Annotated in this window: 25 protein-coding genes; 12 read left to right on the top strand and 13 right to left on the bottom strand. The window is 63.7% G+C overall.

Translation table 11 applies throughout. The features are described from left to right. The first annotated feature begins 14 nt into the window (after positions 1-14). The 3 genes from aat (at position 15) to M5C96_RS12750 (ending at position 2378) form a co-directional block, all read left to right on the top strand. The gene (aat, locus tag M5C96_RS12760; protein WP_272569468.1) at positions 15-773 is read left to right on the top strand and encodes a leucyl/phenylalanyl-tRNA--protein transferase; all 759 of its coding nucleotides are present in this window, start codon (positions 15-17) and stop codon (positions 771-773) included. After that, positions 770-1507: an arginyltransferase gene (locus tag M5C96_RS12755; protein WP_272569466.1), complete on the top strand. Its 738-nt coding sequence runs from the start codon at positions 770-772 to the stop codon at positions 1505-1507. The genes aat and M5C96_RS12755 overlap by 4 nt, the downstream gene beginning before the upstream one ends. Positions 1508-1574: 67 nt before the next feature. After that, a complete protein-coding gene (locus M5C96_RS12750) occupies positions 1575-2378 on the top strand; it encodes an IclR family transcriptional regulator (protein ID WP_272569465.1) in 804 nt (267 codons plus the stop codon). A 123-nt stretch (positions 2379-2501) separates the two neighbouring features. Here M5C96_RS12750 and M5C96_RS12745 read toward each other — a convergent pair whose 3' ends face one another. The 6 genes from M5C96_RS12745 to M5C96_RS12720 all read right to left on the bottom strand — a co-directional run bounded on the left by M5C96_RS12745 (position 2502) and on the right by M5C96_RS12720 (position 9993). Then, positions 2502-3599, bottom strand: a complete 1098-nt coding sequence (locus tag M5C96_RS12745) for a serine hydrolase (protein WP_272569464.1) — start codon at positions 3597-3599, stop codon at positions 2502-2504. Between the two features lie 115 nt (positions 3600-3714). After that, a complete protein-coding gene (locus tag M5C96_RS12740) occupies positions 3715-5253 on the bottom strand; it encodes a 2-isopropylmalate synthase (protein ID WP_272569463.1) in 1539 nt (512 codons plus the stop codon). 208 nt (positions 5254-5461) lie between these two features. Continuing rightward, complete coding sequence (gene pssA, locus M5C96_RS12735) at positions 5462-6295, bottom strand: CDP-diacylglycerol--serine O-phosphatidyltransferase (protein WP_272569462.1); 834 nt, start codon at positions 6293-6295, stop codon at positions 5462-5464. Positions 6296-6491: 196 nt separating this feature from the next. Next, positions 6492-7508, bottom strand: coding sequence for a ketol-acid reductoisomerase (gene ilvC / locus M5C96_RS12730; protein ID WP_272569461.1), 1017 nt, complete (start codon positions 7506-7508; stop codon positions 6492-6494). 63 nt (positions 7509-7571) lie between these two features. Continuing rightward, positions 7572-8063: an acetolactate synthase small subunit gene (ilvN, locus tag M5C96_RS12725; protein ID WP_092743827.1), complete on the bottom strand. Its 492-nt coding sequence runs from the start codon at positions 8061-8063 to the stop codon at positions 7572-7574. 142 nt (positions 8064-8205) lie between these two features. Continuing rightward, positions 8206-9993, bottom strand: coding sequence for an acetolactate synthase 3 catalytic subunit (locus M5C96_RS12720; RefSeq protein WP_272569460.1), 1788 nt, complete (start codon positions 9991-9993; stop codon positions 8206-8208). A gap of 285 nt (positions 9994-10278) precedes the next feature. Between M5C96_RS12720 and M5C96_RS12715 the strand changes: the two genes are divergently transcribed. The 6 genes from M5C96_RS12715 (at position 10279) to M5C96_RS12690 (ending at position 13762) form a co-directional block, all read left to right on the top strand. Beyond that, entirely contained in the window at positions 10279-10848 is a 570-nt protein-coding gene (locus tag M5C96_RS12715; protein ID WP_272569459.1) for an RNA polymerase sigma factor, read from the top strand. Beyond that, the gene (locus M5C96_RS12710; protein ID WP_272569458.1) at positions 10845-11291 is read left to right on the top strand and encodes a DUF3619 family protein; all 447 of its coding nucleotides are present in this window, start codon (positions 10845-10847) and stop codon (positions 11289-11291) included. Before M5C96_RS12715 ends, M5C96_RS12710 begins: the two co-directional genes overlap by 4 nt. Positions 11292-11307: 16 nt before the next feature. After that, a complete protein-coding gene (locus M5C96_RS12705) occupies positions 11308-12162 on the top strand; it encodes a DUF3106 domain-containing protein (RefSeq protein ID WP_272569457.1) in 855 nt (284 codons plus the stop codon). A 34-nt stretch (positions 12163-12196) separates the two neighbouring features. Next, a complete protein-coding gene (locus M5C96_RS12700; protein ID WP_272569702.1) occupies positions 12197-12715 on the top strand; it encodes an RDD family protein in 519 nt (172 codons plus the stop codon). Between the two features lie 62 nt (positions 12716-12777). Further along, entirely contained in the window at positions 12778-13173 is a 396-nt protein-coding gene (locus M5C96_RS12695) for a diacylglycerol kinase (RefSeq protein ID WP_272569455.1), read from the top strand. Beyond that, complete coding sequence (locus M5C96_RS12690) at positions 13166-13762, top strand: TIGR00730 family Rossman fold protein (RefSeq protein ID WP_272569454.1); 597 nt, start codon at positions 13166-13168, stop codon at positions 13760-13762. Before M5C96_RS12695 ends, M5C96_RS12690 begins: the two co-directional genes overlap by 8 nt. A gap of 70 nt (positions 13763-13832) precedes the next feature. Here M5C96_RS12690 and M5C96_RS12685 read toward each other — a convergent pair whose 3' ends face one another. Next, complete coding sequence (locus M5C96_RS12685; protein WP_092743842.1) at positions 13833-14171, bottom strand: P-II family nitrogen regulator; 339 nt, start codon at positions 14169-14171, stop codon at positions 13833-13835. Positions 14172-14233: 62 nt separating this feature from the next. Next, positions 14234-15886, bottom strand: coding sequence for an NAD+ synthase (locus tag M5C96_RS12680; RefSeq protein WP_272569453.1), 1653 nt, complete (start codon positions 15884-15886; stop codon positions 14234-14236). A 250-nt stretch (positions 15887-16136) separates the two neighbouring features. Between M5C96_RS12680 and M5C96_RS12675 the strand changes: the two genes are divergently transcribed. Then, positions 16137-17441, top strand: coding sequence for a GNAT family N-acetyltransferase (locus M5C96_RS12675; RefSeq protein WP_442867390.1), 1305 nt, complete (start codon positions 16137-16139; stop codon positions 17439-17441). A 162-nt stretch (positions 17442-17603) separates the two neighbouring features. Here M5C96_RS12675 and M5C96_RS12670 read toward each other — a convergent pair whose 3' ends face one another. From M5C96_RS12670 to M5C96_RS12660, 3 genes are all read right to left on the bottom strand, one after another. Continuing rightward, entirely contained in the window at positions 17604-18113 is a 510-nt protein-coding gene (locus tag M5C96_RS12670) for a chemotaxis protein CheW (RefSeq protein WP_272569450.1), read from the bottom strand. A 258-nt stretch (positions 18114-18371) separates the two neighbouring features. Next, entirely contained in the window at positions 18372-19013 is a 642-nt protein-coding gene (locus M5C96_RS12665; RefSeq protein ID WP_272569449.1) for a 3-oxoacid CoA-transferase subunit B, read from the bottom strand. Position 19014: 1 nt separating this feature from the next. Continuing rightward, positions 19015-19827 (bottom strand): CoA transferase subunit A, encoded by an 813-nt coding sequence (locus tag M5C96_RS12660; protein WP_272569448.1) that lies wholly within the window; start codon positions 19825-19827, stop codon positions 19015-19017. Positions 19828-19905: 78 nt separating this feature from the next. Here M5C96_RS12660 and M5C96_RS12655 point away from each other — a divergent pair, with 78 nt between their 5' ends. Both M5C96_RS12655 and M5C96_RS12650 read left to right on the top strand, forming a co-directional pair. Beyond that, positions 19906-20451: a PAS and helix-turn-helix domain-containing protein gene (locus M5C96_RS12655; RefSeq protein ID WP_272569447.1), complete on the top strand. Its 546-nt coding sequence runs from the start codon at positions 19906-19908 to the stop codon at positions 20449-20451. 280 nt (positions 20452-20731) lie between these two features. Next, a complete protein-coding gene (locus M5C96_RS12650) occupies positions 20732-21502 on the top strand; it encodes a hypothetical protein (RefSeq protein ID WP_272569445.1) in 771 nt (256 codons plus the stop codon). A gap of 82 nt (positions 21503-21584) precedes the next feature. On the opposite strand, the gene M5C96_RS12645 is transcribed toward M5C96_RS12650, so the two are convergent. Both M5C96_RS12645 and katG read right to left on the bottom strand, forming a co-directional pair. After that, positions 21585-22865, bottom strand: a complete 1281-nt coding sequence (locus tag M5C96_RS12645; RefSeq protein ID WP_272569444.1) for an NAD(P)/FAD-dependent oxidoreductase — start codon at positions 22863-22865, stop codon at positions 21585-21587. 165 nt (positions 22866-23030) lie between these two features. Further along, positions 23031-25286, bottom strand: coding sequence for a catalase/peroxidase HPI (katG, locus tag M5C96_RS12640; protein WP_272569442.1), 2256 nt, complete (start codon positions 25284-25286; stop codon positions 23031-23033). Between the last annotated feature and the right edge of the window lie 192 nt (positions 25287-25478).

Raw genomic sequence — 25478 nt, 5'->3', positions numbered from 1 at the left:
ATTCTTCCCTGTGCATGGCTGACGATCATTTGCCTTGGCTGCAACCCGGCGACAAATTTCCCAGCGTGGCGCTCAGCTGGGGCAGCGAATCTGCGGCCCCGGGACTGCTGGCCGCTGGTGGAAATCTCAGCGTCGCCCAGTTGAAAAGTGCCTACCAGCGAGGCATTTTTCCGTGGTTCAGCCCTGGGCAACCCGTGCTCTGGTGGAGCCCCGATCCCCGCATGGTGCTGCCCATGGCGGAATTTCGGCTGCACCGGTCACTGCGCCGCACCTTGCAGAAATTCCGTCTCTCGCCCCAGTGCGAAATCCGCGTGGACCATGACTTCGGCGCGGTCATCAAGGCCTGTGCCGGCACGCCAAGGTCGGGCCAGAACGGCACCTGGATCGTGCCGCAGATGGTGGACGCCTATCGTGCATTCCACGCCGCCGGTTTTGCGCACAGTGTGGAGACGTGGGTCGACGGCCGGCTCGTCGGCGGGCTGTACTTCATCGCGCTGGGCAAGGCCGTTTTTGGCGAATCGATGTTCGCCCACGCGACCGATGCATCCAAGGTCGCGCTCGCAGCTTTCGTCTGCTTGTGCCGGCACCACGGCGTGGCGCTCATCGACTGCCAGCAGAACACGGCCCATCTGGCATCCTTCGGTGCCCATGAAATAGACCGCGCCCGGTTCCTCGACCACGTTGCACAGGCCTCCCTGGAAGCACCGGTTTCCTGGAAATTCGAGCCCGTATACTGGACTGCGCTGATGCACCCTACCGGGAACCCGGGATGACGCAACTCAACGATTTGCCACTGCACACCTTGCAGTTCTACGCCACGGCGCCTTATCCATGCAGCTACCTGCCTGCACGGCAGGCGCGCTCGCAGGTTGCCACGCCCAGCCACCTGATCCAGAACGACGTGTATTCGGACTTGGTGGCGCGGGGGTTTCGCCGCAGCGGCATGTTCACCTACCGCCCCTACTGCGATGGCTGCCAGGCATGCACGCCGTTGCGCGTGCTGACCAAGTCCTTCAAGCCCGATCGGAGCCAGCGCCGCGCGTGGGCGAAGCACGGCACTCTGCAGGCACGTGTTCTGCGTCTGGGCTACGTGCCCGAGCACTATCAGCTTTATCTGCGCTACCAGAACCTGCGCCACTGCGGTGGCGGCATGGACCAAGACAGCATCGACCAGTACACCCAGTTCCTGCTGCAGAGCCGGGTCAACTCCCGGCTCGTGGAGTTCCGCGAACCCGACGTGGACGGTACGCCCGGTGCATTGCGGATGGTATCGATCCTGGACGTGCTGGACGACGGGTTGTCGGCCGTGTACACGTTCTACGAACCCGACCCCGGCTGCAGCTACGGCACCTACAACGTGCTTTGGCAGATCGAGCAGGCGCGCACCCTGGATCTGCCCTATGTCTACCTGGGCTACTGGATCGAAGAAAGCCCGAAGATGAACTACAAGGCGCGCTTCCTGCCCCACGAGTTGCGGATTGATGGCGAATGGAGACTAGCGCCCTGAGGTGGTGAAGACGGTCGCTCTGCATTTCACAAGATAAAATGCGCGCTTCTCGTCAACACACATCACCATGAAAAAAGACGATGCCGGCGCGCCTGCCAAACCCAGCGTCCAGGTGCTGGAGCGCATGTTTGCACTCATCGACGTGCTCACCTCGCGCGAGGAAGCGATTTCCCTCAAGGAAATCAGCGAGAAGACCGGACTGCATCCTTCCACGGCCCACCGCATCCTAAACGACCTGACCATTGGCCGTTTTGTGGACCGCCCGGAATCTGGCAGCTACCGCCTCGGCATGCGTTTGCTGGAATTGGGCAACTTGGTGAAAGCGCGCCTGAGCGTGCGCGATGCGGCGTTGACCCCGATGCGCAACCTGCACAAGCTGATTCAGCAGCCCGTCAATCTGAGCATGCGCCAGGGCGATGAGATCGTGTATGTCGAGCGTGCCTACAGTGAACGCTCCGGCATGCAGGTGGTCCGGGCCATCGGTGGTCGAGCGCCGCTGCACCTGACGTCGACGGGGAAACTATTTCTGGCCGCAGACGATCCACAACGGGTGAGGGCCTATGCGATGCGCACCGGTCTGTCGGGGCACACCCGCAACAGCATCACGCAGCTTCCAGTCTTGGAGCGCGAACTGGGCAAAGCACGCCAATACGGCATCGCGCGAGACAACGAGGAACTCGAACTCGGCGTGCGCTGCATGGCAGCGGGCGTGTATGACGACCAGGCCCATCTGGTCGCAGGCCTTTCGATCTCCGCGCCCGCGGATCGACTGGATGAGAACTGGCTGCCCAAGCTCCAGGCGACTGCCAGCGAAATTTCCCAGGCCTTGGGCTATTCCACCAACCGGCGCGACAAATCAGCTGCACCCTAGCGAGCCCGAAGAAAAAATGCGCATTGCAAGCAATGCGCGTTTTTCAAAGGGGTCGGATCGCCTTGGTCTTTCGCCTCTCCTGATCTCAAGCCTTGCCATTCAAAACAGGCGGGGCCAGCAGCGTCAAGGCTTTGTGCCGATGGCGTGCAGAGTGGGCGCACCGCCGATGGAAGGCAGTTTTTCCACCCAGTTGCGCACGCGCTCGGCATCGCCCAGGCGGCTGAACTTGCCTGCCGAGTCCAGGAAAACCATGATCAGCTTGCGGCCCGATATCTGGGCCTGCATCACCAGGCAACGGCCTGCTTCGGAGATGTAGCCCGTCTTCTGCAGGCCGATGTCCCAAGCCGGGCTTTTCACGAGTCGATTGGTGTTGTTGTACTGCAGCGTGCGGCGCCCCACGGCCACTTCATAGCTGGGAGACGTGGTGAGTTCGCGCAGCATGGGATCGCCATGGGCAATGTTCACCAAGGTGGCCAGATCGCGGGCACTGGACTGGTTGTGGCTGGACAGGCCCGTGGGCTCCACATAACGGGTATCCGTCATGCCCAGTAACTTCGCCTTCGCGTTCATCTGCGCAACGAAAGCCTCCAGCCCGCCGGGGAAGGTGCGGCCGAGGGCATGGGCCGCCCGGTTTTCGCTGGACATGAGGGCCAGATGCATCATCTCGCCCCGCGTGAGGGTCGTGCCTACGGCCAAACGGGAACTGCTGAACTTCTCGGTATCCACATCGTCTTGCGTGATGGTGATGGGCTCATCCATCGGCAAGTGGGCCTGCGATACGAGCAGCCCGGTCATCAATTTGGTCAGCGATGCAATCGGCAAAACGGCATGGTCGTTCTTGCTCAGCAGGACTTCGTTGGTCTCCTGGTCGATGACCAAGGCCACGCTGGACTTCAAATCCAGGGGGTCGGTGAGGGAATGCAGGCCTGCAACTTGCCCAAAGGACAGCTTTTCAGGGACAGCCACCATGCGCGTGGCAGCCTTCACGCTGCGCGCGGATGCGCGGGTGGTGGCCTTGACACGGGTCACGGCTTTGCGAGAAACCACCGTGGCAGAGCGTGCCACAGGACGCTGTTTGGCCGTCGAGGATGCAGCCTGCTTCTTGACCTGCACCTTCTTTCGCTCTGCCGCGTGCACCGAGGTGGCCGTGAGCGCAATGCTCATCGCAAGGAATGCGACGGTGCGAAAAAAACGAGAAGAAGCGCGAGGGCGTACGTGCATCAGAATGCTCCAAGCGGTAAATAGTGTTTGTCAGTGTACAGAATCGAAAAAAGTCGCGCAAGATCAATACCTTGCGCGACCTTTCAATAAAGTGAATGAATTATAAATTCGATGGTCAGCCTTGTGCGGCGACTCGATCGGCTTTACTTTGTAATTTGTTCAACGCACTGATGTAGGCTTTGGCTGACGCGACCACGATGTCGGGGTCTGCGCCCACCCCGTTCACCACCCTGCCGCTGTTCTGCAGCCGCACCGTCACTTCCCCCTGGCTCTCCGTCGAACCGCTGATGGCATTGACCGAATAGAGCACCATTTCGGCCCCGCTCTTGACATGCGACTCGATGGCCTTGAGTGAAGCATCCACAGGCCCATTGCCGTCCGATTGGCCCCGCACCTCCTTGCCGCTCATCGTGAAGACGATGGTGGCCTGCGGGCGCTCGCCGGTTTCGCTGTGCTGTGACAAGGACACGAAGCCGTATTGCTCCTGCTCGTTGGCAGCACTTTCACCGCTGACCAGCGCCAGAATGTCTTCGTCGAAGATCTCGCTTTTGCGGTCTGCCAGTTCCTTGAACTTGGCGAAGGCGCTGTTGACATCCGTTTCGCTGTCAAGCTGCACGCCCAATTCAAGCAAACGCTGCTTGAAGGCATTGCGGCCGCTCAGCTTGCCCAGCACGATCTTGTTGGCAGACCAGCCCACATCCTCGGCGCGCATGATCTCGTAGGTGTCGCGGGCCTTCAGCACGCCGTCCTGGTGGATGCCGCTGGCATGCGCGAAAGCGTTGGCACCCACCACGGCCTTGTTGGGCTGCACGACGAACCCCGTCGTCTGGCTGACCATGCGGCTGGCCGCCACGATGTGCTGGGCCTCGATGCCCAGCTCCAGTCCAAAGTAGTCCTTGCGCGTCTTGACGGCCATCACGATCTCTTCCAGCGAACAGTTGCCTGCCCGCTCGCCCAGCCCGTTGATCGTGCACTCGACCTGGCGGGCACCACCGATCCTCACGCCAGCCAGAGAGTTGGCCACCGCCATGCCCAGATCGTTGTGGCAATGCACCGACCAGATGGCCTTGTCGCTGTTGGGAATCCGCTCCCGCAGGGTTTTGATGAAGTTGCCATACAGCTCGGGAACCGCATAGCCGACGGTATCGGGCACGTTGATCGTGGTAGCTCCTTCTGCAATCACGGCTTCCAGTACGCGGCACAGGAAATCCATCTCGCTGCGGTAGCCGTCTTCCGGGCTGAACTCGATGTCGCCGATCAGGTTGCGGGCGAATCGGACCGACTGTTTGGCCTGCTCCAGCACCTGCTCAGGCGTCATGCGCAGCTTCTTTTCCATGTGCAGCGGGCTCGTCGCAATGAACGTGTGGATGCGCGCGCTGTTGGCCCCCTTCAGCGCTTCCGCCGCGCGCGAAATATCGCGATCGTTCGCTCGGGACAGGGAGCAAATGGTCGAGTCCTTGATGGCTTGTGCGATGGACTGCACCGCCTCGAAATCCCCGTTGGAGCTGGCAGCAAACCCCGCTTCGATCACATCGACCTTGAGACGCTCCAGTTGGCGCGCAATGCGCAGCTTCTCGTCCTTGGTCATGGATGCACCGGGCGACTGTTCGCCATCGCGCAACGTGGTGTCGAAAATGATCAGCTTGTCTGCCATTGTGTTTCTCCAGAGATGGTGGGGGTCCGCAACGTTGAAATTCTGGCACGCCAAGCAAAAAGGCCCGCTGCGGATGCATACGGGCCTTTTTGCAAGAAGAGCGCCTGTGCGCTACCGTCTCCGCCCGAAAGCGAATAGCGATAGCAGCGGCAGTGCCAACGTTTTCATGCGGCGCAATGTAGCACACCAGCCTCACGCAGCGGCGCAGTCACTTGTGCAGGCCCCGTTCGTCCGGCTCATCGGTGGACATGCTGATCACGCTGCTGTGCTGCCCTTTCGCCTTGCGCCACGCATAGACGAAGTATCCGCTCAGGCCATACAGCACGAACACGCTGAACAGCACGGTGGGTGGGTGGATGTTGATGATGGCGATGCCCAGCGCGATCAAAACGATCACGGCGAACGGCACGCTTTTTTTCATCTGGATATCTTTGAAGCTGTAGAACGGAACATTGGTCACCATCGTGAGGCCCGCATACAGCGTGAAGCCGAACATGGTCCACGTCACCTGCGACCAGCTCATCCAGCCCGTTTCGCCGCGGCGCACACCCAGTTCCGTCAACAACCAGATGAAGCCGGCCACCAATGCGGCGGCGGCGGGCGATGGCAAGCCTTGAAAGTACCGCTTGTCCACCACACCGGTATTCACATTGAAACGGGCCAATCGCAGGGCCGCACAGGCGCAATAGACGAAAGCGGCGATCCATCCCCAGCGTCCCAGCCCCTTCAGCGCCCACTCATAGGCAATGAGCGCTGGCGCGGCTCCGAAAGACACCATGTCGGAGAGCGAGTCCATCTGCTCGCCAAAGGCACTCTGCGTATTGGTCATCCGGGCCACGCGCCCGTCCAGGCTGTCGAGCACCATGGCGCAGAACACACCGACGGCCGCAAGGTCGAAGCGGCCATTCATGGCCATCACGATGGCATAGAACCCCCCGAAAAGCGCCGCCAACGTGAACAGATTGGGCAGTATGTAGATGCCTTTTCGCCGCTTGCGCACCACCAGGGGCGTGTCATTGGCGAAATCATTGCCCTCGTGCATCAAATGAACCTCCAGCGCCCGCGCCTTCAGCGCAAACAGCTATCAAAATTAGAGTACCTCTGCCGGATCCCTGCGATCGGCGGACAGCGGAGTGTAGTGCCTGCACGCACCACGAGAAGCCAAAGAAAAAGGCCACCGAAGTGGCCTCTCTGCAATTTTGGTGCCCACGGCCGAGACCGCAGGCACGCGGCGGCGATCAGTTGCGGGTCTGGTCCACCAGCTTGTTCTTGGCGATCCAGGGCATCATCGCGCGCAGCTTGTTGCCCACCACTTCGATGCTGTGGTCGGCCGTGTTGCGGCGGCGAGCCGTCATCGATGGATAGTTCAGGCGGCCTTCCTGAATGAACATCTTGGCGTAATCGCCGTTCTGGATGCGCTTCAGGGCGTTGCGCATGGCTTCGCGCGACTGGGCATTGATCACTTCCGGGCCGGTCACGTACTCGCCGAACTCGGCGTTGTTCGAGATCGAGTAGTTCATGTTGGCAATGCCGCCTTCGTAGATCAGGTCCACGATGAGCTTGAGCTCGTGCAGGCACTCGAAATAAGCCATCTCAGGTGCGTAGCCGGCTTCGACCAGGGTTTCGTAACCCATCTTGATCAGCTCGACCGCGCCACCGCACAGCACGGCCTGCTCGCCGAACAGGTCGGTCTCGGTCTCTTCCTTGAAGTTGGTCTCGATGATGCCGGCCTTGCCGCCACCATTGGCCATGGCGTACGACAGGGCCAGGTCACGAGCCTTGCCGGACTTGTCCTGGTGCACCGCCACCAGATGGGGCACGCCGCCGCCTTGGGTGTAGGTGTTGCGCACGGTGTGGCCGGGAGCCTTGGGAGCCACCATCCAGACGTCCAGGTCAGCGCGGGGCACGACCTGGTTGTAATGCACGTTGAACCCGTGCGCGAAGGCCAGCGATGCGCCCTGCTTGATGTTGGGTGCCACATTGTTCGTGTAGACCTCGGCGATCTGCTCGTCGGGCAGCAGAATCATGACGACGTCGGCAGCCTTCACCGCTTCGTTCACTTCCAGCACATTGAGGCCAGCCTTACCGACCTTGTCCCACGAGGCCCCGCCCTTGCGCAGGCCAACCACGACCTTCACGCCGCTGTCGTTCAGGTTTTGCGCATGGGCATGCCCTTGCGAGCCATAGCCGATGATGGCCACGGTCTTGCCCTTGATCAGGCTCAGGTCACAGTCTTTGTCGTAGAAAACTTTCATGTTGGCTCCAGGTTGAATCGATGAGGGGGTGTTGAAAAAAGGTGAGGAAATAAGCGGAATGGATCAGACACGCAGAATGCGTTCACCGCGGCCAATGCCGCTGGCGCCGGTTCGCACGGTTTCCAGGATGGCGGTGCGGTCGATGGCTTGCAAAAACGCATCGTTCTTGGACTGGTCTCCCGTCAGTTCGACGGTGTAGCTCTTCTCGGTGACGTCGATGATTCGGCCGCGGAAGATGTCCGCCATGCGTTTCATCTCTTCGCGCTCCTTGCCGACGGCACGCACCTTCACCATCATGAGCTCCCGCTCGGTGTAGGCGCCCTCGGTCAGGTCGACCACCTTCACGACTTCGATGAGGCGATTCAGATGCTTGGTGATTTGCTCGATCACGTCATCGGACCCCGTGGTCTGGATCGTCATGCGCGAAAGCGACGCGTCCTCCGTGGGAGCCACGGTCAGCGATTCGATGTTGTAGCCCCGTGCGGAAAACAGGCCGACGACGCGGGACAGCGCGCCGGGTTCGTTTTCCAGCAGGACGGCAATGATGTGCTTCATGGTACGGATTCCTCTTTTCGCTGCCCTCCCCTGGCGCCGGTAAGCGCCAGGTTCGGCAGGCAATAGATTCGTCGTTGGAGAAATTGCTATTCAAAGAATAGCTGGAAACGCTTTATGGCAAAGCGCTGGCAAGCGATTGGATTTAAAGATCTTCCGATCCCAAAAGCATTTCGGTAATGCCTTTGCCGGACTGAACCATTGGGAAAACGTTCTCCGTCGGATCAGTGCGGAAGTCCATGAAAACCGTGCGCTCCTTGAGCCTGCGTGCCTCACGCAACGCGGGCTCCACGTCTTGCGGCCGTTCGATCAACAGACCCACGTGGCCATAGGCCTCTGCCAGCTTCACGAAGTTGGGCAACGCATCCATGTAGCTGTGGCTGTACCGGCCGGAATATTCGATTTCCTGCCATTGCCGCACCATGCCCAGGTAACGGTTGTTCAACGCGCAGATCTTGATGGGCGTGTTGTATTGCAGGCAGGTGGACAACTCCTGAATGTTCATCTGCACCGAGCCTTCGCCCGTGATGCAGAAAACTTCGGCGTCCGGTTTGGCCAGCTTGATGCCCATGGCGTAAGGAATACCCACGCCCATCGTGCCAAGCCCCCCGGAGTTGATCCAGCGGCGCGGCTCATCGAATCGATAGTACTGAGCCGCCCACATCTGATGCTGCCCCACGTCGGAGGTCACATAGGTGTTGGCGTCCTTGGTCATGTTCCAAAGGGTTTCGACCACGTATTGCGGCTTGATCACATCGTTGTTGCTGCGATCGTATTTGAGGCATTCACGCTTGCGCCAGCCTTCGATCGTGTCCCACCAGGCAGCCAAGGCACCGGCATCGGCCCGCGTGCTCGATTCGCTGACCATGGTGATCAGCTCCGTCAGCACATCCTTGACGTCGCCAACGATGGGAATATCGACCTTGACGCGCTTGGAGATGCTCGACGGATCGATGTCGATATGGATGATCTTGCGGTCGTTCTGCGCGAAGTGCTTCACGTTGCCGATGACGCGGTCATCGAACCGTGCGCCAACTGCCAGCAGCACGTCGCAGTTCTGCATGGCGTTGTTGGCTTCGATCGTGCCATGCATGCCCAGCATGCCGAGGAACTTGCGATCGCTCGCCGGGTAGGCGCCCAATCCCATCAGGGTATTGGTCACCGGATAACCCAGCATGTCCACCAGCGTGCGCAACTCTTGCGTGGCATTGCCCAGCAAAACGCCACCACCCGTATAGATGTATGGCCGCTTGGCGGTCAGCAGCAACTGCAGCGCCTTGCGGATCTGGCCGCCATGGCCTTTGCGAACAGGGTTGTAGGAGCGCATTTCGACGCTCTGCGGATACCCGTTGTAGGCCACCTTCTTGAAGGAGACGTCTTTTGGGATATCGACCACCACCGGACCAGGCCGGCCGGTGCGGGCGATGTGGAAGGCCTTTTTCATCGTCATGGCCAGATCGCGGGCATCCTTGACGAGGAAATTGTGCTTCACAATGGGGCGCGTGATGCCCACGGTATCGCACTCCTGGAAGGCGTCCAGCCCGATCGCGGCCGTAGGCACCTGTCCGGAGATGATGACCATGGGAATGGAATCCATGTAGGCAGTGGCGATTCCGGTCACTGCATTGGTCAATCCGGGGCCGGAGGTGACGAGGGCGACCCCCACTTCACCAGTGGCACGGGCGTAGCCGTCGGCAGCATGCACTGCGGCCTGCTCGTGGCGCACGAGCACGTGCTGAATGGTCTCTTGCTTGTAGAGCGCGTCGTAGATGTAGAGAACCGCGCCGCCCGGATAGCCCCAGATGAATTGCACGCCTTCGGCCTGCAAAGACTTGATGAGGATTTCGGACCCCATGAGGTCCTGGGAAGGGGAATGCGAAGCGCCCTGCGTGGCAGCGGCCGCCGAAGTGATTTCGGCCTTGGAGATTTCCATGATCAACCTTTGCGAATTTCTCTAACGAAAAACCTTGGGTGCCCCTCGTGCGGACTCTTGTGGAGCCGACTTGGAACTTGAGGCTTCGGACATGGGCGAGATGATTGCTGCGCCGGACCGAAACCCGTTTGCCTTTTGAATTGCAGGCCGGATTATGGCACTGCAACATGGATTCTGGGCACGGCAGGCCCAAAAGACTTGAAGTCGATGCGATAAACTAGGCAATCCACGCGCTGGCCTTTGTCGCCAACGAACCCCAAGCCCCGATCAGCGGGCACCTTTGTCTTGGCTACCGAACAAGAACTCTCCAACTTCCTCAAAAGCGTAGAAAAGCGGGCCTACAAGCGCTCGCTCTATCACGTACGCAATGAGGAGTCGGCACTGGACATCGTTCAGGACAGCATGCTCAAACTGGCCGAGCACTATGGTGACAAGCCGGTGGCCGAGTTGCCCATGCTCTTTCAGCGCATTCTGTCCAACTGCACGCTGGACTGGTTTCGGCGCCAGAAGACACGCAATGCGTTGTTTTCCAGCATGAGCGACTTCGAAGGCCCGGGAGAAGACGGTGCAGATTTCGATCTGTTGGAAGCCTATTCGGGTCCCGAAGGAGGCGAGACAGCCCAAAGCGCGGAAGATCTGGTCAGGCGTGCCCAGGTTTTTCATGACATCGAAGCGGAAATTCAAGAGTTGCCGGCCCGTCAACGGGAGGCGTTTTTGATGCGTTACTGGGAAGAGATGGACGTTGCAGAAACGGCGGCTGCTATGGGCTGTTCGGAGGGCAGCGTCAAAACGCACTGTTTTCGTGCCGTCCAGACCCTCAGCAAAGCACTGAAGGCGAAAGGAATCGAACTATGAATTACCAGTCCTCACCCCATCCTGCGGAGATTGCCGCAGAGCGTTTTGCACGCCGCGTGACGGCGCGTCTCTCCGATGGCACGGCCGAGCTTCCCTACGATATTTCTGAACGGCTACGTGCTGCACGGGTGCAGGCCCTGGCGAAACGCAAGGTGGTGGCTCCGGTGCGACAGACGGCTCCCGCCGTGTTGGCGTCCGGTAACAGCGCGGTGCTGGGCTGGGGTGGCGAGGGCGGCAGCTGGTGGCGCGCACTGGTGTCGGCCGTTCCGATCACCGCTTTGCTCGTCGGGCTGGTCGTCATCAATGTCTCGCAGGATGAAAAAGGGGTGAACGAAGTGGCAGAGGTGGACGCCGCCTTGCTCACGGACGATCTTCCGCCATCCGCTTATGCCGATCCGGGATTCCTTCAATTCCTCAAGACGTCCGCCAACCCAACCCACTGACCTTATTGCAGATTGCATGCCCACCAGCCCTTTGGATGCCCCCCGCCTGATGCCAGCCGCCGTGCTGGCTTTTGTCTTGCTGGGCGCGCTCGTCGCGGGCGGCTGGCAAGCCTGGACACAGGTGGGGATGGCACCGGTGGCGCCCATGCCGGCCGAGGCGCTGGCCAGCAAACACACAGCCCGCGGGCCGGAGCTTCGGGTTCAGGACCCTGACAGCGCGGGCTCGGGGCCTGCATGGCAATCGTTGACGGCCGCGCAAAAGGAAGCGCTCGCCCCCCTCGCTTCCCGCTGGAACCTGCTCAGCGAAGCGCAAAAACGACGCTGGATCACGCTGTCGGCGAGCTTTCCCACCTTGTCGCCGCAAGAGCGCGAAAAGATGCTGGGGCGCATGACCGACTGGGCCAACCTCAGCCTTCAGCAGCGCAGTCAGGCCCGGTTGAACTACGCTGCCACCAAGAAACTGGCCGTGGATGACAAGTGGGCCCAGTGGGAGGCGTACCAAGCCCTTCCTACCGAGGAAAAAAAGCAACTGGCGGCCCGTGCGGCCCCTCGGCCCACCGGCGCGGCCACGGCGATCCGGCCCGTGGCCCCTCGCAAGCTGGCCCGCGTTCCTGCCGCCGCGGTGGCGAATGCGAACCGGCCCAATCCCCCCAAGATTCCACCGGTGAGAGAGTTCCATCCGACCCAGGCATTGCCGGTGTCCGTCCCCGCAGCCAGTGTGGCGCCCCCAGTGGAAACGGCCCCAGTTTCGGTGCCGATCGCTGTTCCGTCGCCCCTGGCGCCGCTGAGCGGCGCAGAGCCGGTGGCCGCCGAGGCAGCCCCCCCTGCCACCCCGCCCCAGGACAACACCCCGCTTCACCCGCCTCAGTGATACCGCCATGTCTGCTTCTCCGTCTCAGAGCACCATGGCCAGCCATGACGTTTCCAGCGCCGCGATGAACGGCACGACCCCTTCGCTGCGCCGTCGCATGGCTTGCTGGCTCTACGAGGGCATGCTGATGTTCGGGGTGGTGTTCATTGCCGGCTATCTTTTCGGCACGCTCAGCCAGACACGCAATGCGCTGGACAACCGCCATGCGCTCCAGGGATTTCTTTTCGTTGTCTTCGGCATCTATTTCGTTTGGTTCTGGGCCAGAGGACAGACGCTGGCCATGAAGACCTGGCACATCCGGGTGGTGGACCGGCTGGGACGGCCCATCACGCAGACCCGGGCCCTCGCGCGTTACGCGCTGAGCTGGCTGTGGTTTTTGCCGCCGCTGGCGGCCATGGCGCCATTCCAGCTGTCCGGTGGCGAGTCGGCGGTGATTCTGCTGGGATGGGTGGCGGTCTGGGCGTTGTTGAGCCGCTTTCAGCCGGAGCGGCAGTTCTGGCACGACATCTGGGCCGGCACGCGGCTCGTGCATTTCGAACACGCCAAAAAGTAAGCCGACAACTTCTTTCGCCGGATGCGATAACTGCCACACAGGCCGGCGAAAATGCCTGGCCTATGTCTGCCCCCTTCACACCCCACCCCCACAAAGCCCGCACCGGCCTGCACCGCCTGTGGCATGCCGGAAAGTATTCGCTGCAGGGCCTTCAGTCCGGCTGGGGCGAGAAGGCTTTTCGGCTGGAGGCATGCATGGCCTTCGTGCTGCTGCCCGCAGCATTCTGGCTGGGCCGTGGCTGGTTGGAGGTCGCAGCGCTCGCCGGCACGGTGGTTCTGGTGCTGATCACCGAACTGCTCAACTCCGGCATCGAATCCGCCATCGATCGCATCGGTCCCGAGCTGCACGATTTGTCCAAGCGCGCCAAGGACATGGGCAGCGCTGCCGTCTTGTTGAGTGTGTTGCTGTGCTCAGGCGTCTGGGCTGCAGCCCTGTTTCAGAGGTTTTTCCATGGCTGAGCCATCTTTTTCCCTGTGCGTCTATCTGGGTTCGCGCCCGGGCGAGAACCCGTTGTTCACCGAATCGGCCATCGCCGTCGGCGAATGGATCGGCCGCCATGGCGGCCAACTGGTCTACGGCGGCGGTCGCAGCGGCCTGATGGGTACGGTGGCCGAGGCCACACGGCGCGCGGGTGGTCGCGTGCTGGGCGTGATTCCCCGGGCGCTCGTGGACAAGGAACTGGCCAACCGGGATTGCGATGAACTGCACATCGTCGAGACGATGCACGAGCGCAAGGCCATGATGGCCGAGCGCTGCAACGCGTTCTTGGCCCTTCCAGGCGGCATCGGAACGTTCGAAGAGTTGTTCGAGGTGTGGACGTGGCGCCAGCTCGGCTACCACGACAAGCCCATCGGCCTGCTGAATGTGGATGGCTACTACGACGGTCTGATGGCGTTTCTGCAGACCAGCGTGGCCAGCGGGCTCATGAGCGACTGGCAGATGGGGCTAATGACGGCCTCCTCCGACCGCGAAAGCCTCCTGCAGTCCTTGGTCGAGGCCGCCGGCACGCAGGCCGCGCAGCCGGTTCCACTGCGGACGGTGATCTGATGCGCCGGGGGTGAATCTCGCCGGGCCTACCGGCAACGACCGCGCTGCCACCCAGGCGCGGCATCGACCATCAGACGGCGGCTTCGTCCAGGTCGCCCGTGCGGATGCGCACCACACGCTCCACGGCGGTGACGAAGATCTTGCCGTCGCCGATCTTGCCCGTGCGCGCCACGTTGACGATGGCGTCCACGCAGCGGTCCACGTCGTCGGTCTTCACGACCACTTCCACCTTCACCTTGGGCAAAAAATCCACCACGTACTCGGCGCCACGGTACAACTCGGTGTGGCCCTTCTGGCGGCCGAAACCCTTCACTTCGGTGACGGTCAGGCCCGTCACGCCGCACTCGGCCAGGGCTTCGCGGACTTCTTCGAGTTTGAAGGGCTTGATGACGGCGGTGATCATTTTCATGGCGGAAACTCCTGGAAAGGTGAAATGCGAGGGATGCTCAAGGCCGCGTCGTCGTCGATCGCTCACGCCCGGAAGCGGTTGGTGATGGGATAGCGCCAATCCTTGCCGAAGCTGCGGCGGCTGATGCGGATGCCCACCGGCGCCTGGCGGCGCTTGTATTCATTGAGCTGGATGAGGCGCGTCACGCGCTCCACGTCGGCCCGGTCGTAGCCGGCCTGCACGATGGCATCGATGGGCTCATCGTTCTCCATGTACCGGGCGACGATCGCGTCGAGCACCTCGTAGGGCGGCAGGCTGTCCTGATCCTTCTGGTCGGGGCGCAACTCGGCGCTCGGCGGGCGCGTGATGATCCGTTCGGGAATGGGCTGCGCGCCGGTTCCGAAGGGGTCGTTGGCATTGCGCCAGCGCGCCAGCGAGAACACGGCCGTCTTGGCCACGTCCTTGATGACGGCAAAGCCTCCTGCCATGTCGCCGTAGAGCGTGCAGTAGCCCGTCGCCATCTCGCTCTTGTTGCCGGTGGTGAGCACCACCGGACCGAATTTGTTGGACAGCGCCATGAGCAACGTGCCGCGGATGCGCGCCTGCAGGTTTTCCTCGGTGGTGTCTTCGGGCAGGCCAGCGAACTCCTGGGCCAGCGCGGCCTTGAACGCCTCGAATTGCGGGGCGATCGAGATTTCGTCGTATCGCACGCCCAGGCGCTCGGCCATGTCGCGCGCGTCGATCCAGCTGATGTCCGCGGTGTAGGGCGAGGGCATCATCACGGCGCGCACCTTCTCTGCACCCAGCGCATCCACGGCGATAGCCAGGACCAGCGCGGAATCGATGCCACCCGACAGCCCCAGCAGCGCGCCGGGAAAGCCGTTCTTGCCGACATAGTCGCGCACGCCCATGACCAGCGCGCTCCACAGATCGGACTCCAGCGCGGGCAGCGGCGCGACCTCGGCCTTCAATTCGATCGCACCCTGCGCGACGTCCACGCGGACCGGAAAGCAGGCTTCCTCGAAGCCCGGCGCGCGCGCGGCCACGAAACCGTTGGACTGCAGGGCGAAGGAGCGCCCTTCGAAGAGCACCTCGTCCTGGCCACCGACCAGGTGGGCATAGACCAGCGGCAGGCCGGTCTCCGTGACCCGCTCGCGCATGATCTGCTCGCGTTCGGCGCTCTTGCCCAAGTGGAACGGCGACGCGTTGATGGTGACCAGCAACTGCGCCCCCGCCTGCGCCGCCCGGCGGGCGGGGCCTTCGAACCAGGCGTCCTCGCAGATCAGCAGGCCGACGCGCACACCCTCCACGTCGAAGATGCAAGAGCCGTCGCCCGGCAAGAAGTAGCGCCGCTCGTCGAACACGTCGTAGTTCGGCAGTTCCTGCTTGAGGTAGGTCTGCTCGACCACCCCGTTGCGCAGCACGCTGGCCGCGTTGTAGCAAAGGCCTTCGCCATCCGCTTCGGCCCGCTGCGGATGGCCGACCACGATAGCCAAGCCCTCGAATCGCGCCGTTTCTTGCGCCACCGTTGCCAGCGCATCCTCGCAACCCGACAGGAAGGCGGGCCGAAGGTAGAGGTCTTCGGCGGCATAGCCGCACAGCGACAACTCGGGCGTGAGCAGCAGGCGCGCGCCGGCCGCATGGGCTTGCTGGGCGCAGGCGATGATCTTGCGGGCATTGCCCGGCAGATCGCCCACCACGAAATTGAGCTGGGCGACGCTGATGACGAATGGCATACGGGGATGGAAAAAGGACTCGGACGATTATGTCACCCGTGTCACGCACGGCAGCACCTCGTGCCACAAGGCCCTGCGTTATCCCCGCGGGCACTGGAAAACTCTGTGGATAAGTCGTGGCTTGCCCTGTAAGGCGAGCCTAAGTCCTTATCAGGGCTGAAGGAATGTCTCCGTGCCCTCTTTTTAGGCACCCGGGCCGGTGTGGATGGCCATACCCGCCCCGCGGCGGCGCAGCCCGGTTTGGGCCATGATGGCGGCCACCTTCCAACGACCGCACGCCGCCTTGTCCCAACCCGCCGATACCGCCTACGTCCTGCGCCTGCATCCGTCTCCCGACGACGTGGACGCCGATGCCTGGGATGCGCTCCTGGCCGCCCAGCCCCACGCCACTCCCTTCATGCGCCACGCCTACCTTGCGGCGCTGCACAGCAGCGGCAGCGCCGTACCGGAAACCGGCTGGACGCCCGTGTTCTGCACGCTCTGGCGGGAGGAGGTGCTGCAGGGCGCGTGCGCGGTGTATGCCAAGCCGCACTCCTACGGCGAATACGTGTTCGACCAGGGCTGGGCGGGCGCCTATGCGCGCCACGGCATGGACTACTACCCCAAGGCCGTCGTGGCCGTGCCCTTCACCCCCGTGCCCGGCGCGCGGCTGCTGGCCGTGGACGCGGCGGCGCGGCATGCGCTGGTGCGGGCGCTGGTGCAGTGGTGCGACGAGGCGGGCCTGTCGTCGCTGCACCTGCTGTTCACCGCGCCGCAGGACGTCGAGGCCGCGCAGGCGGCGGGGCTGATGCTGCGGCACACGGTGCAATTCCATTGGACGAACGCGGCGCCCCCGTCCGGGAGCGAGGGGCCCGGGCCGATGGCCGACGCGAGCGGCGAAGCGCCCTCGCCTGCCGGCGAACGGCCGTTCGAATCCTTCGACCATTTCCTGGCCAGCCTGTCGCAGGACAAACGCAAGAAGATCCGGCAGGAGCGGCGCCGGGTAGCCGACGCGGGCGTGGCGTTCCGCTGGATGCGGGGCACCGACATCACGACAGACGACTGGGATTTCTTCTACCGCTGCTACGAGCGCACCTACCTGGAGCACGGCAACCCGCCCTACCTCACGCGCGAATTCTTCGCCCGCATGGCCGCCGACATGCCCGAGGCCTGGGTGCTGTTCATCGCCGAACGCGACGGCCACCCCATTGCTAGTAGTTTGATAGCAGTTGGGGCAAGCGATACTAGGGCACAAGGCACAAAAGACCCGGAACTGGTGGCGTTCGGCCGCTACTGGGGAGCGCTGGAGCGGGTGGACTGCCTGCATTTCGAGGCCTGCTACTACCAGCCGCTGCAATGGTGCATCGCGCATGGCGTGCAGCGCTTCGAGGGCGGCGCCCAGGGCGAGCACAAGATGGCACGGGCCCTGCTGCCGGTGCAGGCCACGAGCGCCCACTGGCTCGCCCATCCCGCTTTTGCCGAGGCGGTGGACCGGTTTCTGGAGCGCGAGGGGGAAGGCGTGGCGCAGTATCTGGAGGAACTGCAGTCGCGCAACCCGTTCAAGACGGGCCGGTGACCCAAAGCGCATGAAAGCGCAGGCGCCCGCCCCGGCCAGAACTGAGCCCGTGGCGGCGGCACAGCCCGCCGGGATCAGGAGCCAAAAGCCCCTCCAGCGCAATATCCACTAGGGCATATCGCTACAAAAAATATAGCAAACGCTGCTGACCTTGGCAGCGGGCTACGCCACGGCAGCCGAGCGCACCAGCCCCATCTCGGCGCTGCTGAGCAGGGATTCGATGTCCATCATGATGAGCATGCGCTCGCCGACGCTGGCAATGCCGGTCACGAAGGCCGAATCCACCTCGCCCTGGAACTGCGGCGCGGGCCGGATGGCCTCGGCCTGCAGGGGAACCACGTCGGCCACCGCATCCACGACGGCGCCCATCACCGTGCCGCCCACGTTGAGGATGATGACGACGGTGAAATCGGTGTACTCGGCCTGCGCGCAACGCAGCTTCAGCCGCAGATCGACGATGGGGACGATCACGCCGCGCAGATCGATCACGCCCTTGATGAAGTCCGGCGCGTGGGCCATGCGGGTGGGTTGCTCGTACGAGCGGATTTCCTGCACACGCAGGATGTCGATGCCGTATTCCTCCTGCCCCAGACGGAAGGTGAGGTACTCCGCTGCGTTGGCGGCGGCACCCGTGGCATGGCGGGGAGAGGCGGAAGCGGGGGTCGACAGCATGGCAGGTCCTTCACAGATCAAGGTTCAGCACGCGCAGACGACCGTCTGGCGCGCGCGGCAATGGGCCAGCATATCAGCCACGCCGTTACTTGTGCTGACATTTAGCCGATTTCACCTATTCAAAGAAGGCCATTGCTGTGCTAGCAACGGCCTGCCCTCGGGCTTGGGCAGCGCTGGCGGCGGGCCGGCGGGAAGCCCGGGGTGCCTTCAAGAACCAGGCCGGCTGCCGGCCCTGTCCGGCGTGCCGACAGGACGGCCTCAGGCCGACAGCAACGTGACACCCGTCTTGGCCTGCAGCGCTTCGAAAGTCACGCCCGGCGCGAGTTCGACCACCTGCAGCCCCTTCGGCGTGACGTCCATCACGGCCAGGTCGGTGATGATGCGATCCACCACGCCCACGCCGGTGAGGGGCAGCGTGCACTGGGGCAGGATCTTGAGGTCTTCGGTGCCGTCCTTCTTGCGCGCCACATGCTCCATGAGCACGATGACGCGCTTGACGCCGGCCACCAGGTCCATCGCCCCCCCCATGCCCTTGACCATCTTGCCGGGGATCATCCAGTTGGCCAGATCGCCCTTCTCGCTCACCTGCATGGCGCCGAGGATCGACAGGTTGATCTTGCCGCCCCGGATCATGGCGAACGACTGGTCGCTGCCGAAGATGGAAGAGCCCTTGATGGTGGTGACGGTCTGCTTGCCGGCATTGATGAGGTCGGCGTCCACAGCGTCTTCGGTGGGGAACGGGCCGATGCCCAGCATGCCGTTCTCGGACTGAAGCCACACTTCCTTGTCGCCCGTGAAATTGGCCACCAGCGTGGGGATGCCGATCCCCAGGTTCACATAGAAGCCGTCTTCGAGTTCTTGTGCCGCGCGCGCGGCCATCTGGTCTTGGGTCCAGGGCATCTCAGGCTCCTTCTTTCTTGTTGACGGGCACCGTCACCGTAGGCACGGCTTCGCTGGTGGCAGCAGCCTGCGCGATCACGGCCTGGGCCTCGACCTTGGCAGCGGCCACATCGACGGGCGCGGCGGTCACTGTGCGCTTTTCGATGCGCTTTTCGGGGTTGGGGTTGTGCACGATGCGGTGCACGTAGATGCCGGGCAGGTGCACATCGTCCGGCGCGATGTCGCCCGTCTCCACGACCTCCTCCACTTCGACGATGCAGACCTTGCCGGCCGTGGCGGCCGCGGGGTTGAAGTTGCGCGCGGTCAGGCGGAACTGCAGGTTGCCGGACTTGTCGGCGCGCCAGGCCTTGACGAGCGACACATCGGGCACCAGCGAGCGCTCCATCACATAGGTTTCGCCGTCGAATTCGCGCAATTCCTTGCCTTCGGCCACCATGGTGCCGACGCCGGTCTTGGTGAAGAAGGCCGGAATGCCGGCGCCTCCTGCCCGCAGCTTCTCGGCCAGCGTGCCCTGCGGCGTGAATTCCAGTTCCAGCTCGCCGGCGAGGTATTGGCGCTCGAACTCCTTGTTCTCGCCCACATAGGAAGAGATCATCTTCTTGATCTGGCGCGTCTCCAGCAGCTTGCCGAGGCCGAAGCCGTCCACGCCGGCGTTGTTGGAGATGACGGTGAGGTCCTTGACGCCGCTGTCGCGCAGGGCGTCGATCAGCGCCTCGGGTATGCCGCAGAGCCCGAAGCCGCCGACGGCCAGCATCTGGCCGCCGGCCACGACGCCCTTGAGCGCCTCGGCCGCGGTGGGAAAAAGCTTGTTCATTGGAGACTCCTCAACATCAGGTTGGATGGCCGCTACGATACTACGTACCCCGCTACGTAGTTCTCCCTAAATACTTCCATGGATGTCGCCGATTACCGCCTCGCTTTCGAAATGGCCCCAGTGGGTCTGGTCATTTCGCGCAACCGCACCATGGTCGATTGCAATCGCCAAGTGTGCGAGATGTTCGGCGCCTCGCGCGAGGTGCTGATCGGCCAGTCCTTCCGGATTCTCTATCCCAGCGCGGACGAATACGAACGCCTGGGCAAGCACATGGAGCCCATCCTGAATGCGCGGGGCCACTATGCCGACAACCGCATCATGAAGCGGGCCAGCGGCGAGGTGTTCTGGTGCCATGTCTCGGGCCGGGCGCTCAATCGCGAGGCTCCTCATGAATCAGGCATCTGGAGTTTCGAAGACCTCAGCTCGCAGCGGTCCGTCAAGGCCGAACTGACCGGCCGCGAGCGCGAGGTGGCGGCGCGGCTGCTGGACGGCCTGACCTCCAAGGAGATCGGCCGCGCGCTCGACATCAGCCACCGCACGGTGGAGATCTACCGCGCGCGCCTCATGCGCAAATACGCAGCCTCCACAGCGGCTGACCTGGTGCAGAAGCTGATGGCAGGATGACGGCCGGCAGTCAGGGATACCCCTACTAACACTTGCTTTCATCTGCGCTCCCTGGGTGGGGTACCGCGGCAAAGGGGTGGCGGATACCGTCTGCTCATCCCAACCTGCCCGTCGGCGGTGTGGCGCATGGTGCGCGGCGCCGCAGAGGGCGACCCATTCCAAGACCATGCCTACCAGTTCCCATTCGCTCCGCGCGGTAGCCGCTTTTGCCGCCCTCGCCGCATTGACATTGACCGCAGCCTCCCTGACCGCGTGTGGCGGCGGCGGAGGCGGAGGCGACGTGACCACCCCGCCCGGCGGTACCCCAGCGCCGGCGCCCACGCCGGCACCCGCCCCATCGCCATCGCCGGCACCATCACCCGCTCCAGCACCGGCCCCCACTCCCGCCCCCGCACCTTCGGGCAGCAGCTCCGCCGCCTGCTACAACGCGGCGGACTTCAACGAGGGAACCGTGCTCGTCGAAGAGGGCCTCACGAAGATGGACGGGCAACCCGACCTCACCACCACCAGCACCACGACGACGGGGGGACGGCAAAATTTCGCGGGCGCGAAACCGGTCATGTTCACGCCGCAGTCCACCGGCTCCCTGGGCAACAACCGGCTGTTCCGCGACCGCACGGCCAGCAGCGAACTGGCGTACGGCGTCGTCTCCGACACGTCCACCCAGGTGCTGACGCAGGTCTACGATCCACCCGTGTCCACGCCCTTGGACATGCAGCCCGGCCAGACCGTTCAGCGGGACCACAAGAACCAGTTCACGATCGTGCCCAAGGCGGGCTCGGCGCCCAGTTCCTATTCGGAAACCGTGGAGGACCAGTTCACGTACGTGGGCAGAGAGTCGCTGCAGACCGCCATGGGCACCTTCAACGTCTGCAAATTCAACAACGACTTCGTCACGGTGGGGCCGACCGGGCGCGCCGTGGCCAACTTCCAGACCTGGGTGGTCGCAGAAGGCCCTTACCAGGGCCGGACGATCAAGATCGCCACGTCCAGCTCCAACGGCAGGCCCTCGACTTACGAGGTGACGAAGATCACCTATACCCCCAAGTAAGGCGCGCAGGCGGGCCGCAGGACGGTGGCGGGCGGCCGGTTCGGAACCGGCATGCCTGCCCCGCCCGGCTGAACCCACGCGCTCAGTGGAGTTTCAGCCGTCCGGACACGCGCTGCTGCAGCAGCCGCGCCAGGGCGAGCACGGCCGTCTTGCCCAGGCCCAGGATGGCCCGGTGGTGGTTCAAGTGCAAGGAGATGTACATCCACTTCGCGATGAGGCCTTCCACGAAGAAGTTGCGTCCCATCAGGCCGCCCATGAGGTTGCCCACGCCCTTGTTATCGCCCAGCGACACCAGCGAGCCGAAGTCGCGGTACACGAACGCCTCGGTCACCTCGCGCTCGCGCAGCATCGCGCCCAGCACCTTGGCCAGGTAGTCGGCTTGCTGGTGCGCGGCCTGGGCCCGCGCAGGCACGGTCTTGCCACCCTCCCACGGGCAGGCGGCGCAGTCGCCGAAGGCATAGACGCCGGGCACCGAGGTGCGCAGACGGTCGTCCACCACGAACTGGTTCAGGCCGTTCACGGCCAACCCCATGCGGGCGTTGGCATCGGCGGCCTTGATACCCGCGGCCCAGACGATCATTTCGGCGGGAATGCTGCCTTCGGAGGTGACCAGCGCGCCACGGCGCACCTCGGTCACACGCGTGCCGGTGCGCACGTTGACCTGCTTGCGCTCCAGCGCCAGCCGGGCCTGGGCCGATATCTTTTCGGGCAAGCCGCCCAGGATGCGCGGGCCGCCTTCCACCAAGGTGATGTCGAGCCGAAAGCGCTGGCCGTCGCCCATGCTTTCCTGCAGTTCGGCATGGGCCTCCAGCAGTTCGGCCGACAACTCGACCCCGGTCGCCCCACCGCCCACGATGGCCACGCCCAGCGCACGGCTCTCGGAGAACGAGGCGCGGGCGCACGCGGCCAGCCAGTCGGCATGGAAACGCTGCGCATCGCGCACGTTCTCCAGCAGGTATGCGTGCTCCACGCCGGGCGTGCCGAAGGCATTGGAGCCGCTGCCGATCGCCAGCACCAGGCGCGTGTAGCTCACGGTGCGCCGGGGCACCACGGCTTCACCCTGCGCATCGCGAATCTCGGACAAGGTGATGCCTTTGCGCTCGGTGTCGAGGGCCGCCATCTCGCCCATGGCAAAGCTGAAATGGTTGCGCCGGGCCAGCACGGTGTAGGAGAGCCCTTCCTGGTGGGCATCGAGCGTGCCGGCGGCCACCTCGTGCAGCGTGGGCTTCCAGATATGGAATGGGCTGCGGTCCACCAGCAGCACCTTCTCCCGCCCTACCCGGGGCCCCAGGCCCCGCCCGAGGCGTGCCGCCAATTCCAGGCCGCCCGCGCCGCCGCCAACGATCACGATGTCGAAATGCATTCCATCTCCCGCTTTTTGTGCGATGCAGCAAGTTTAGGGCGCGCGGGCCTTCCCCGCGCCCAAAAGGGCTCCTTTGCCGCACGCGGATGCAAAAAGCCCACGGCGTCGAAGCCGCGGGCTTTTCCCGAAGAAAGCGCGCCGGCTCAGCAGAGCCGACGCGGCAGGTCAGGCCAGATCGAAGCGATCGAGTTCGGTGACCTTGGTCCAGGCCGCAACGAAGTCGTCCACGAACTTGCGCTTGGCGTCCGCCCCGGCGTACACCTCGGCTTGGGCCCGCAGCAGCGCGTTGGAGCCGAACACGAGGTCCACGCGCGTGCCGGTCCACTTGACCTCGCCGGTCTTGCGGTCGCGGCCCTCGAAAACCCCAGCGTCCTGGGCCGAGGCCTTCCACTCTGTGCCCATATCGAGCAGGTTGACGAAGAAGTCGTTGGTGAGCGAGCCGGGCGTTGCGGTCAGGACACCGTGGCGGGTTTCATTGGCATTGATGTTGATCGCACGCAGCCCGCCGATCAGCACCGTCATCTCGGGCGCAGTCAACGTCAGCAACTGGGCCTTGTCGATCAGCAGCACCTCGGCAGGCACGCTGTAGCGGCGCTTTTGGTAGTTGCGGAAACCGTCTGCCACGGGTTCGAGCACGGCGAACGATTCCACATCGGTCTGGTCCTGCCGCGCGTCGGTACGGCCGGGGGAAAACGGCACCGTGACCTCGAAGCCCGCGCTCTGGGCCGCCTGCTCTACGCCTGCGGCCCCCGCCAGCACGATCAGGTCGGCCAGCGAGATACGCTTGCCACCCGCAGCGCCGCGATGGAAGTCGCTCTGGATGCCTTCGAGCACCTGCAGCACCCGGGCCAGTTGCGCCGGCTGGTTGACGTCCCAGTCCTTTTGCGGCGCCAGGCGGATGCGGGCGCCATTGGCGCCACCGCGCTTGTCCGAACCGCGGAAGGTGGAGGCCGAAGCCCATGCCGTGCCCACCAGTTCGGACACCGACAAGCCGGAGGCCAGGACCTGCGCCTTGAGGGCCGCCACATCGGACGCATCGACCAGCGGATGGTCCACCGCGGGAACGGGGTCTTGCCAGATCAGCACTTCCTTCGGCACTTCGGGGCCGAGGTAGCGCGCGCGCGGCCCCATGTCGCGGTGCGTGAGCTTGAACCAGGCCCGCGCGAAGGCTTCGGCGAAGGCCTGGGGGTTGTCCAGGAAACGGCGCGAGATTTTTTCATAGGCCGGGTCCATGCGCATTGACAGGTCAGTGGTCAGCATGGTCGGCAGGCGCTTCTTGGCGGGGTCGTGCGCGTCGGGGATGATGGCTTCGGCGTTCTTGGCCTGCCATTGGTGCGCGCCTGCCGGGCTCTTGGTGAGTTCCCATTCGTACTTGAACAGGTTCTCGAAGAAGTTGTTGCTCCACTGCGCGGGCGTGGTGGTCCAGGTCACCTCCAGGCCGCTGGTGATCGCATCGCCGGCCTTGCCGGAGCCGAAGCTGCTGGCCCAGCCCAGGCCCTGCTGCTCGATGCCTGCGGCTTCGGGCTCGGCGCCCACATGGTCGGCCGCGCCGGCCCCATGGGTCTTGCCGAAGGTGTGGCCGCCGGCGATCAGGGCCACGGTTTCCTCATCGTCCATCGCCATGCGGCCGAAGGTTTCGCGGATGTCGTGCGCGGCGGCGATCGGGTCCGGATTGCCTTCGGGGCCTTCCGGGTTCACGTAGATCAGGCCCATCTGGACCGCTGCGAGGGGGTTTTCCAGGTTCCGCCCCTGGCTGTCCGTGCGGTCGGTTTCCTGGCCGTGCATGGCGGGGTCGGCCACCAAGGTGCCGTCGCCGGGGGCACCCTTGCCGTAGCGGGCGTCGCCACCGAGCCATGTCTTCTCGCTGCCCCAGTACACGTCCAGGTCAGGCTCCCACGTGTCTTCGCGGCCGCCGGCGAAACCGAAGGTCCGAAAGCCCATGGTTTCCAGCGCAACGTTGCCGGTCAACACCAGCAGGTCGGCCCAGGAAATTTTTTGACCGTACTTTTGCTTGATGGGCCAGAGCAGGCGGCGCGACTTGTCGATGTTGACGTTATCGGGCCAGCTGTTGAGCGGCGCGAAGCGCTGCTGCCCACGGCCCGCACCGCCACGGCCGTCGCCCGTGCGGTAGGTGCCGGCGGCGTGCCACGCCATCCGGATGAACTGCGGGCCGTAGTGTCCGAAGTCGGCCGGCCACCAGTCCTGCGAGTCGGTCATGAGCGCACGCAGGTCTTTCTTCAGGGCTTCGTAGTCGAGCTTCTTGAACTCTTCGGCGTAATTGAAGCTGCCGCCCAGGGGGTCGGACTTGAACGAATGCTGGTGCAGCAGATCCACGCGCAACTGGTTGGGCCACCAGTCCTTGTTGAGGGTTCCACCATTGACGGCGGCGGCATGGAACGGGCACTTGGTCTCTTGGCTCATGGGGCATTCCTCTTGCGGCTGATTGATGGGTGAATGCTAGAGAAAAGGCTCCCGCCGGAAAAGGCAATTAATCACATGCCTGGAATAGTTTTTCGAAATGATCAGCCATGACCGAACCCTCATCAAAGAGCGCGCGGCAAGCGGGCGGCGCATGGTTTTCCACTCCACTCCACGCCCTGCCCCGCCTCCTGG

Origin of the sequence: Acidovorax sp. GBBC 1281, assembly GCF_028473645.1 — a bacterium.
Taxonomy (GTDB): Bacteria; Pseudomonadota; Gammaproteobacteria; order Burkholderiales; family Burkholderiaceae_C; genus Paracidovorax.
Note: the sequence above shows the minus strand (reverse complement) of the source record. Positions and strands in the feature narration are given on the sequence as shown.

Excerpts from the sequence above, each read along its gene's own strand:
- M5C96_RS12675 (WP_442867390.1), top strand. The coding sequence starts at position 16,137 with ATGGCGGCCACCTTCCAACGACCGCACGCCGCCTTGTCCCAACCCGCC.
- M5C96_RS12700 (WP_272569702.1), top strand. The coding sequence starts at position 12,197 with ATGGCCAGCCATGACGTTTCCAGCGCCGCGATGAACGGCACGACCCCT.
- M5C96_RS12720 (WP_272569460.1), bottom strand. The coding sequence starts at position 9,993 with ATGGAAATCTCCAAGGCCGAAATCACTTCGGCGGCCGCTGCCACGCAG.
- M5C96_RS12645 (WP_272569444.1), bottom strand. The coding sequence starts at position 22,865 with ATGCATTTCGACATCGTGATCGTTGGCGGCGGCGCGGGCGGCCTGGAA.
- M5C96_RS12755 (WP_272569466.1), top strand. The coding sequence starts at position 770 with ATGACGCAACTCAACGATTTGCCACTGCACACCTTGCAGTTCTACGCC.
- M5C96_RS12745 (WP_272569464.1), bottom strand. The coding sequence starts at position 3,599 with ATGCACGTACGCCCTCGCGCTTCTTCTCGTTTTTTTCGCACCGTCGCA.
- aat (WP_272569468.1), top strand. The coding sequence starts at position 15 with ATGGCTGACGATCATTTGCCTTGGCTGCAACCCGGCGACAAATTTCCC.
- M5C96_RS12660 (WP_272569448.1), bottom strand. The coding sequence starts at position 19,827 with ATGAACAAGCTTTTTCCCACCGCGGCCGAGGCGCTCAAGGGCGTCGTG.
- M5C96_RS12655 (WP_272569447.1), top strand. The coding sequence starts at position 19,906 with ATGGATGTCGCCGATTACCGCCTCGCTTTCGAAATGGCCCCAGTGGGT.
- M5C96_RS12695 (WP_272569455.1), top strand. The coding sequence starts at position 12,778 with ATGTCTGCCCCCTTCACACCCCACCCCCACAAAGCCCGCACCGGCCTG.
- M5C96_RS12740 (WP_272569463.1), bottom strand. The coding sequence starts at position 5,253 with ATGGCAGACAAGCTGATCATTTTCGACACCACGTTGCGCGATGGCGAA.
- M5C96_RS12705 (WP_272569457.1), top strand. The coding sequence starts at position 11,308 with ATGCCCACCAGCCCTTTGGATGCCCCCCGCCTGATGCCAGCCGCCGTG.
- ilvN (WP_092743827.1), bottom strand. The coding sequence starts at position 8,063 with ATGAAGCACATCATTGCCGTCCTGCTGGAAAACGAACCCGGCGCGCTG.
- M5C96_RS12680 (WP_272569453.1), bottom strand. The coding sequence starts at position 15,886 with ATGCCATTCGTCATCAGCGTCGCCCAGCTCAATTTCGTGGTGGGCGAT.
- M5C96_RS12685 (WP_092743842.1), bottom strand. The coding sequence starts at position 14,171 with ATGAAAATGATCACCGCCGTCATCAAGCCCTTCAAACTCGAAGAAGTC.
- M5C96_RS12665 (WP_272569449.1), bottom strand. The coding sequence starts at position 19,013 with ATGCCCTGGACCCAAGACCAGATGGCCGCGCGCGCGGCACAAGAACTC.
- M5C96_RS12750 (WP_272569465.1), top strand. The coding sequence starts at position 1,575 with ATGAAAAAAGACGATGCCGGCGCGCCTGCCAAACCCAGCGTCCAGGTG.
- M5C96_RS12690 (WP_272569454.1), top strand. The coding sequence starts at position 13,166 with ATGGCTGAGCCATCTTTTTCCCTGTGCGTCTATCTGGGTTCGCGCCCG.
- M5C96_RS12670 (WP_272569450.1), bottom strand. The coding sequence starts at position 18,113 with ATGCTGTCGACCCCCGCTTCCGCCTCTCCCCGCCATGCCACGGGTGCC.
- pssA (WP_272569462.1), bottom strand. The coding sequence starts at position 6,295 with ATGCACGAGGGCAATGATTTCGCCAATGACACGCCCCTGGTGGTGCGC.
- katG (WP_272569442.1), bottom strand. The coding sequence starts at position 25,286 with ATGAGCCAAGAGACCAAGTGCCCGTTCCATGCCGCCGCCGTCAATGGT.
- M5C96_RS12710 (WP_272569458.1), top strand. The coding sequence starts at position 10,845 with ATGAATTACCAGTCCTCACCCCATCCTGCGGAGATTGCCGCAGAGCGT.
- ilvC (WP_272569461.1), bottom strand. The coding sequence starts at position 7,508 with ATGAAAGTTTTCTACGACAAAGACTGTGACCTGAGCCTGATCAAGGGC.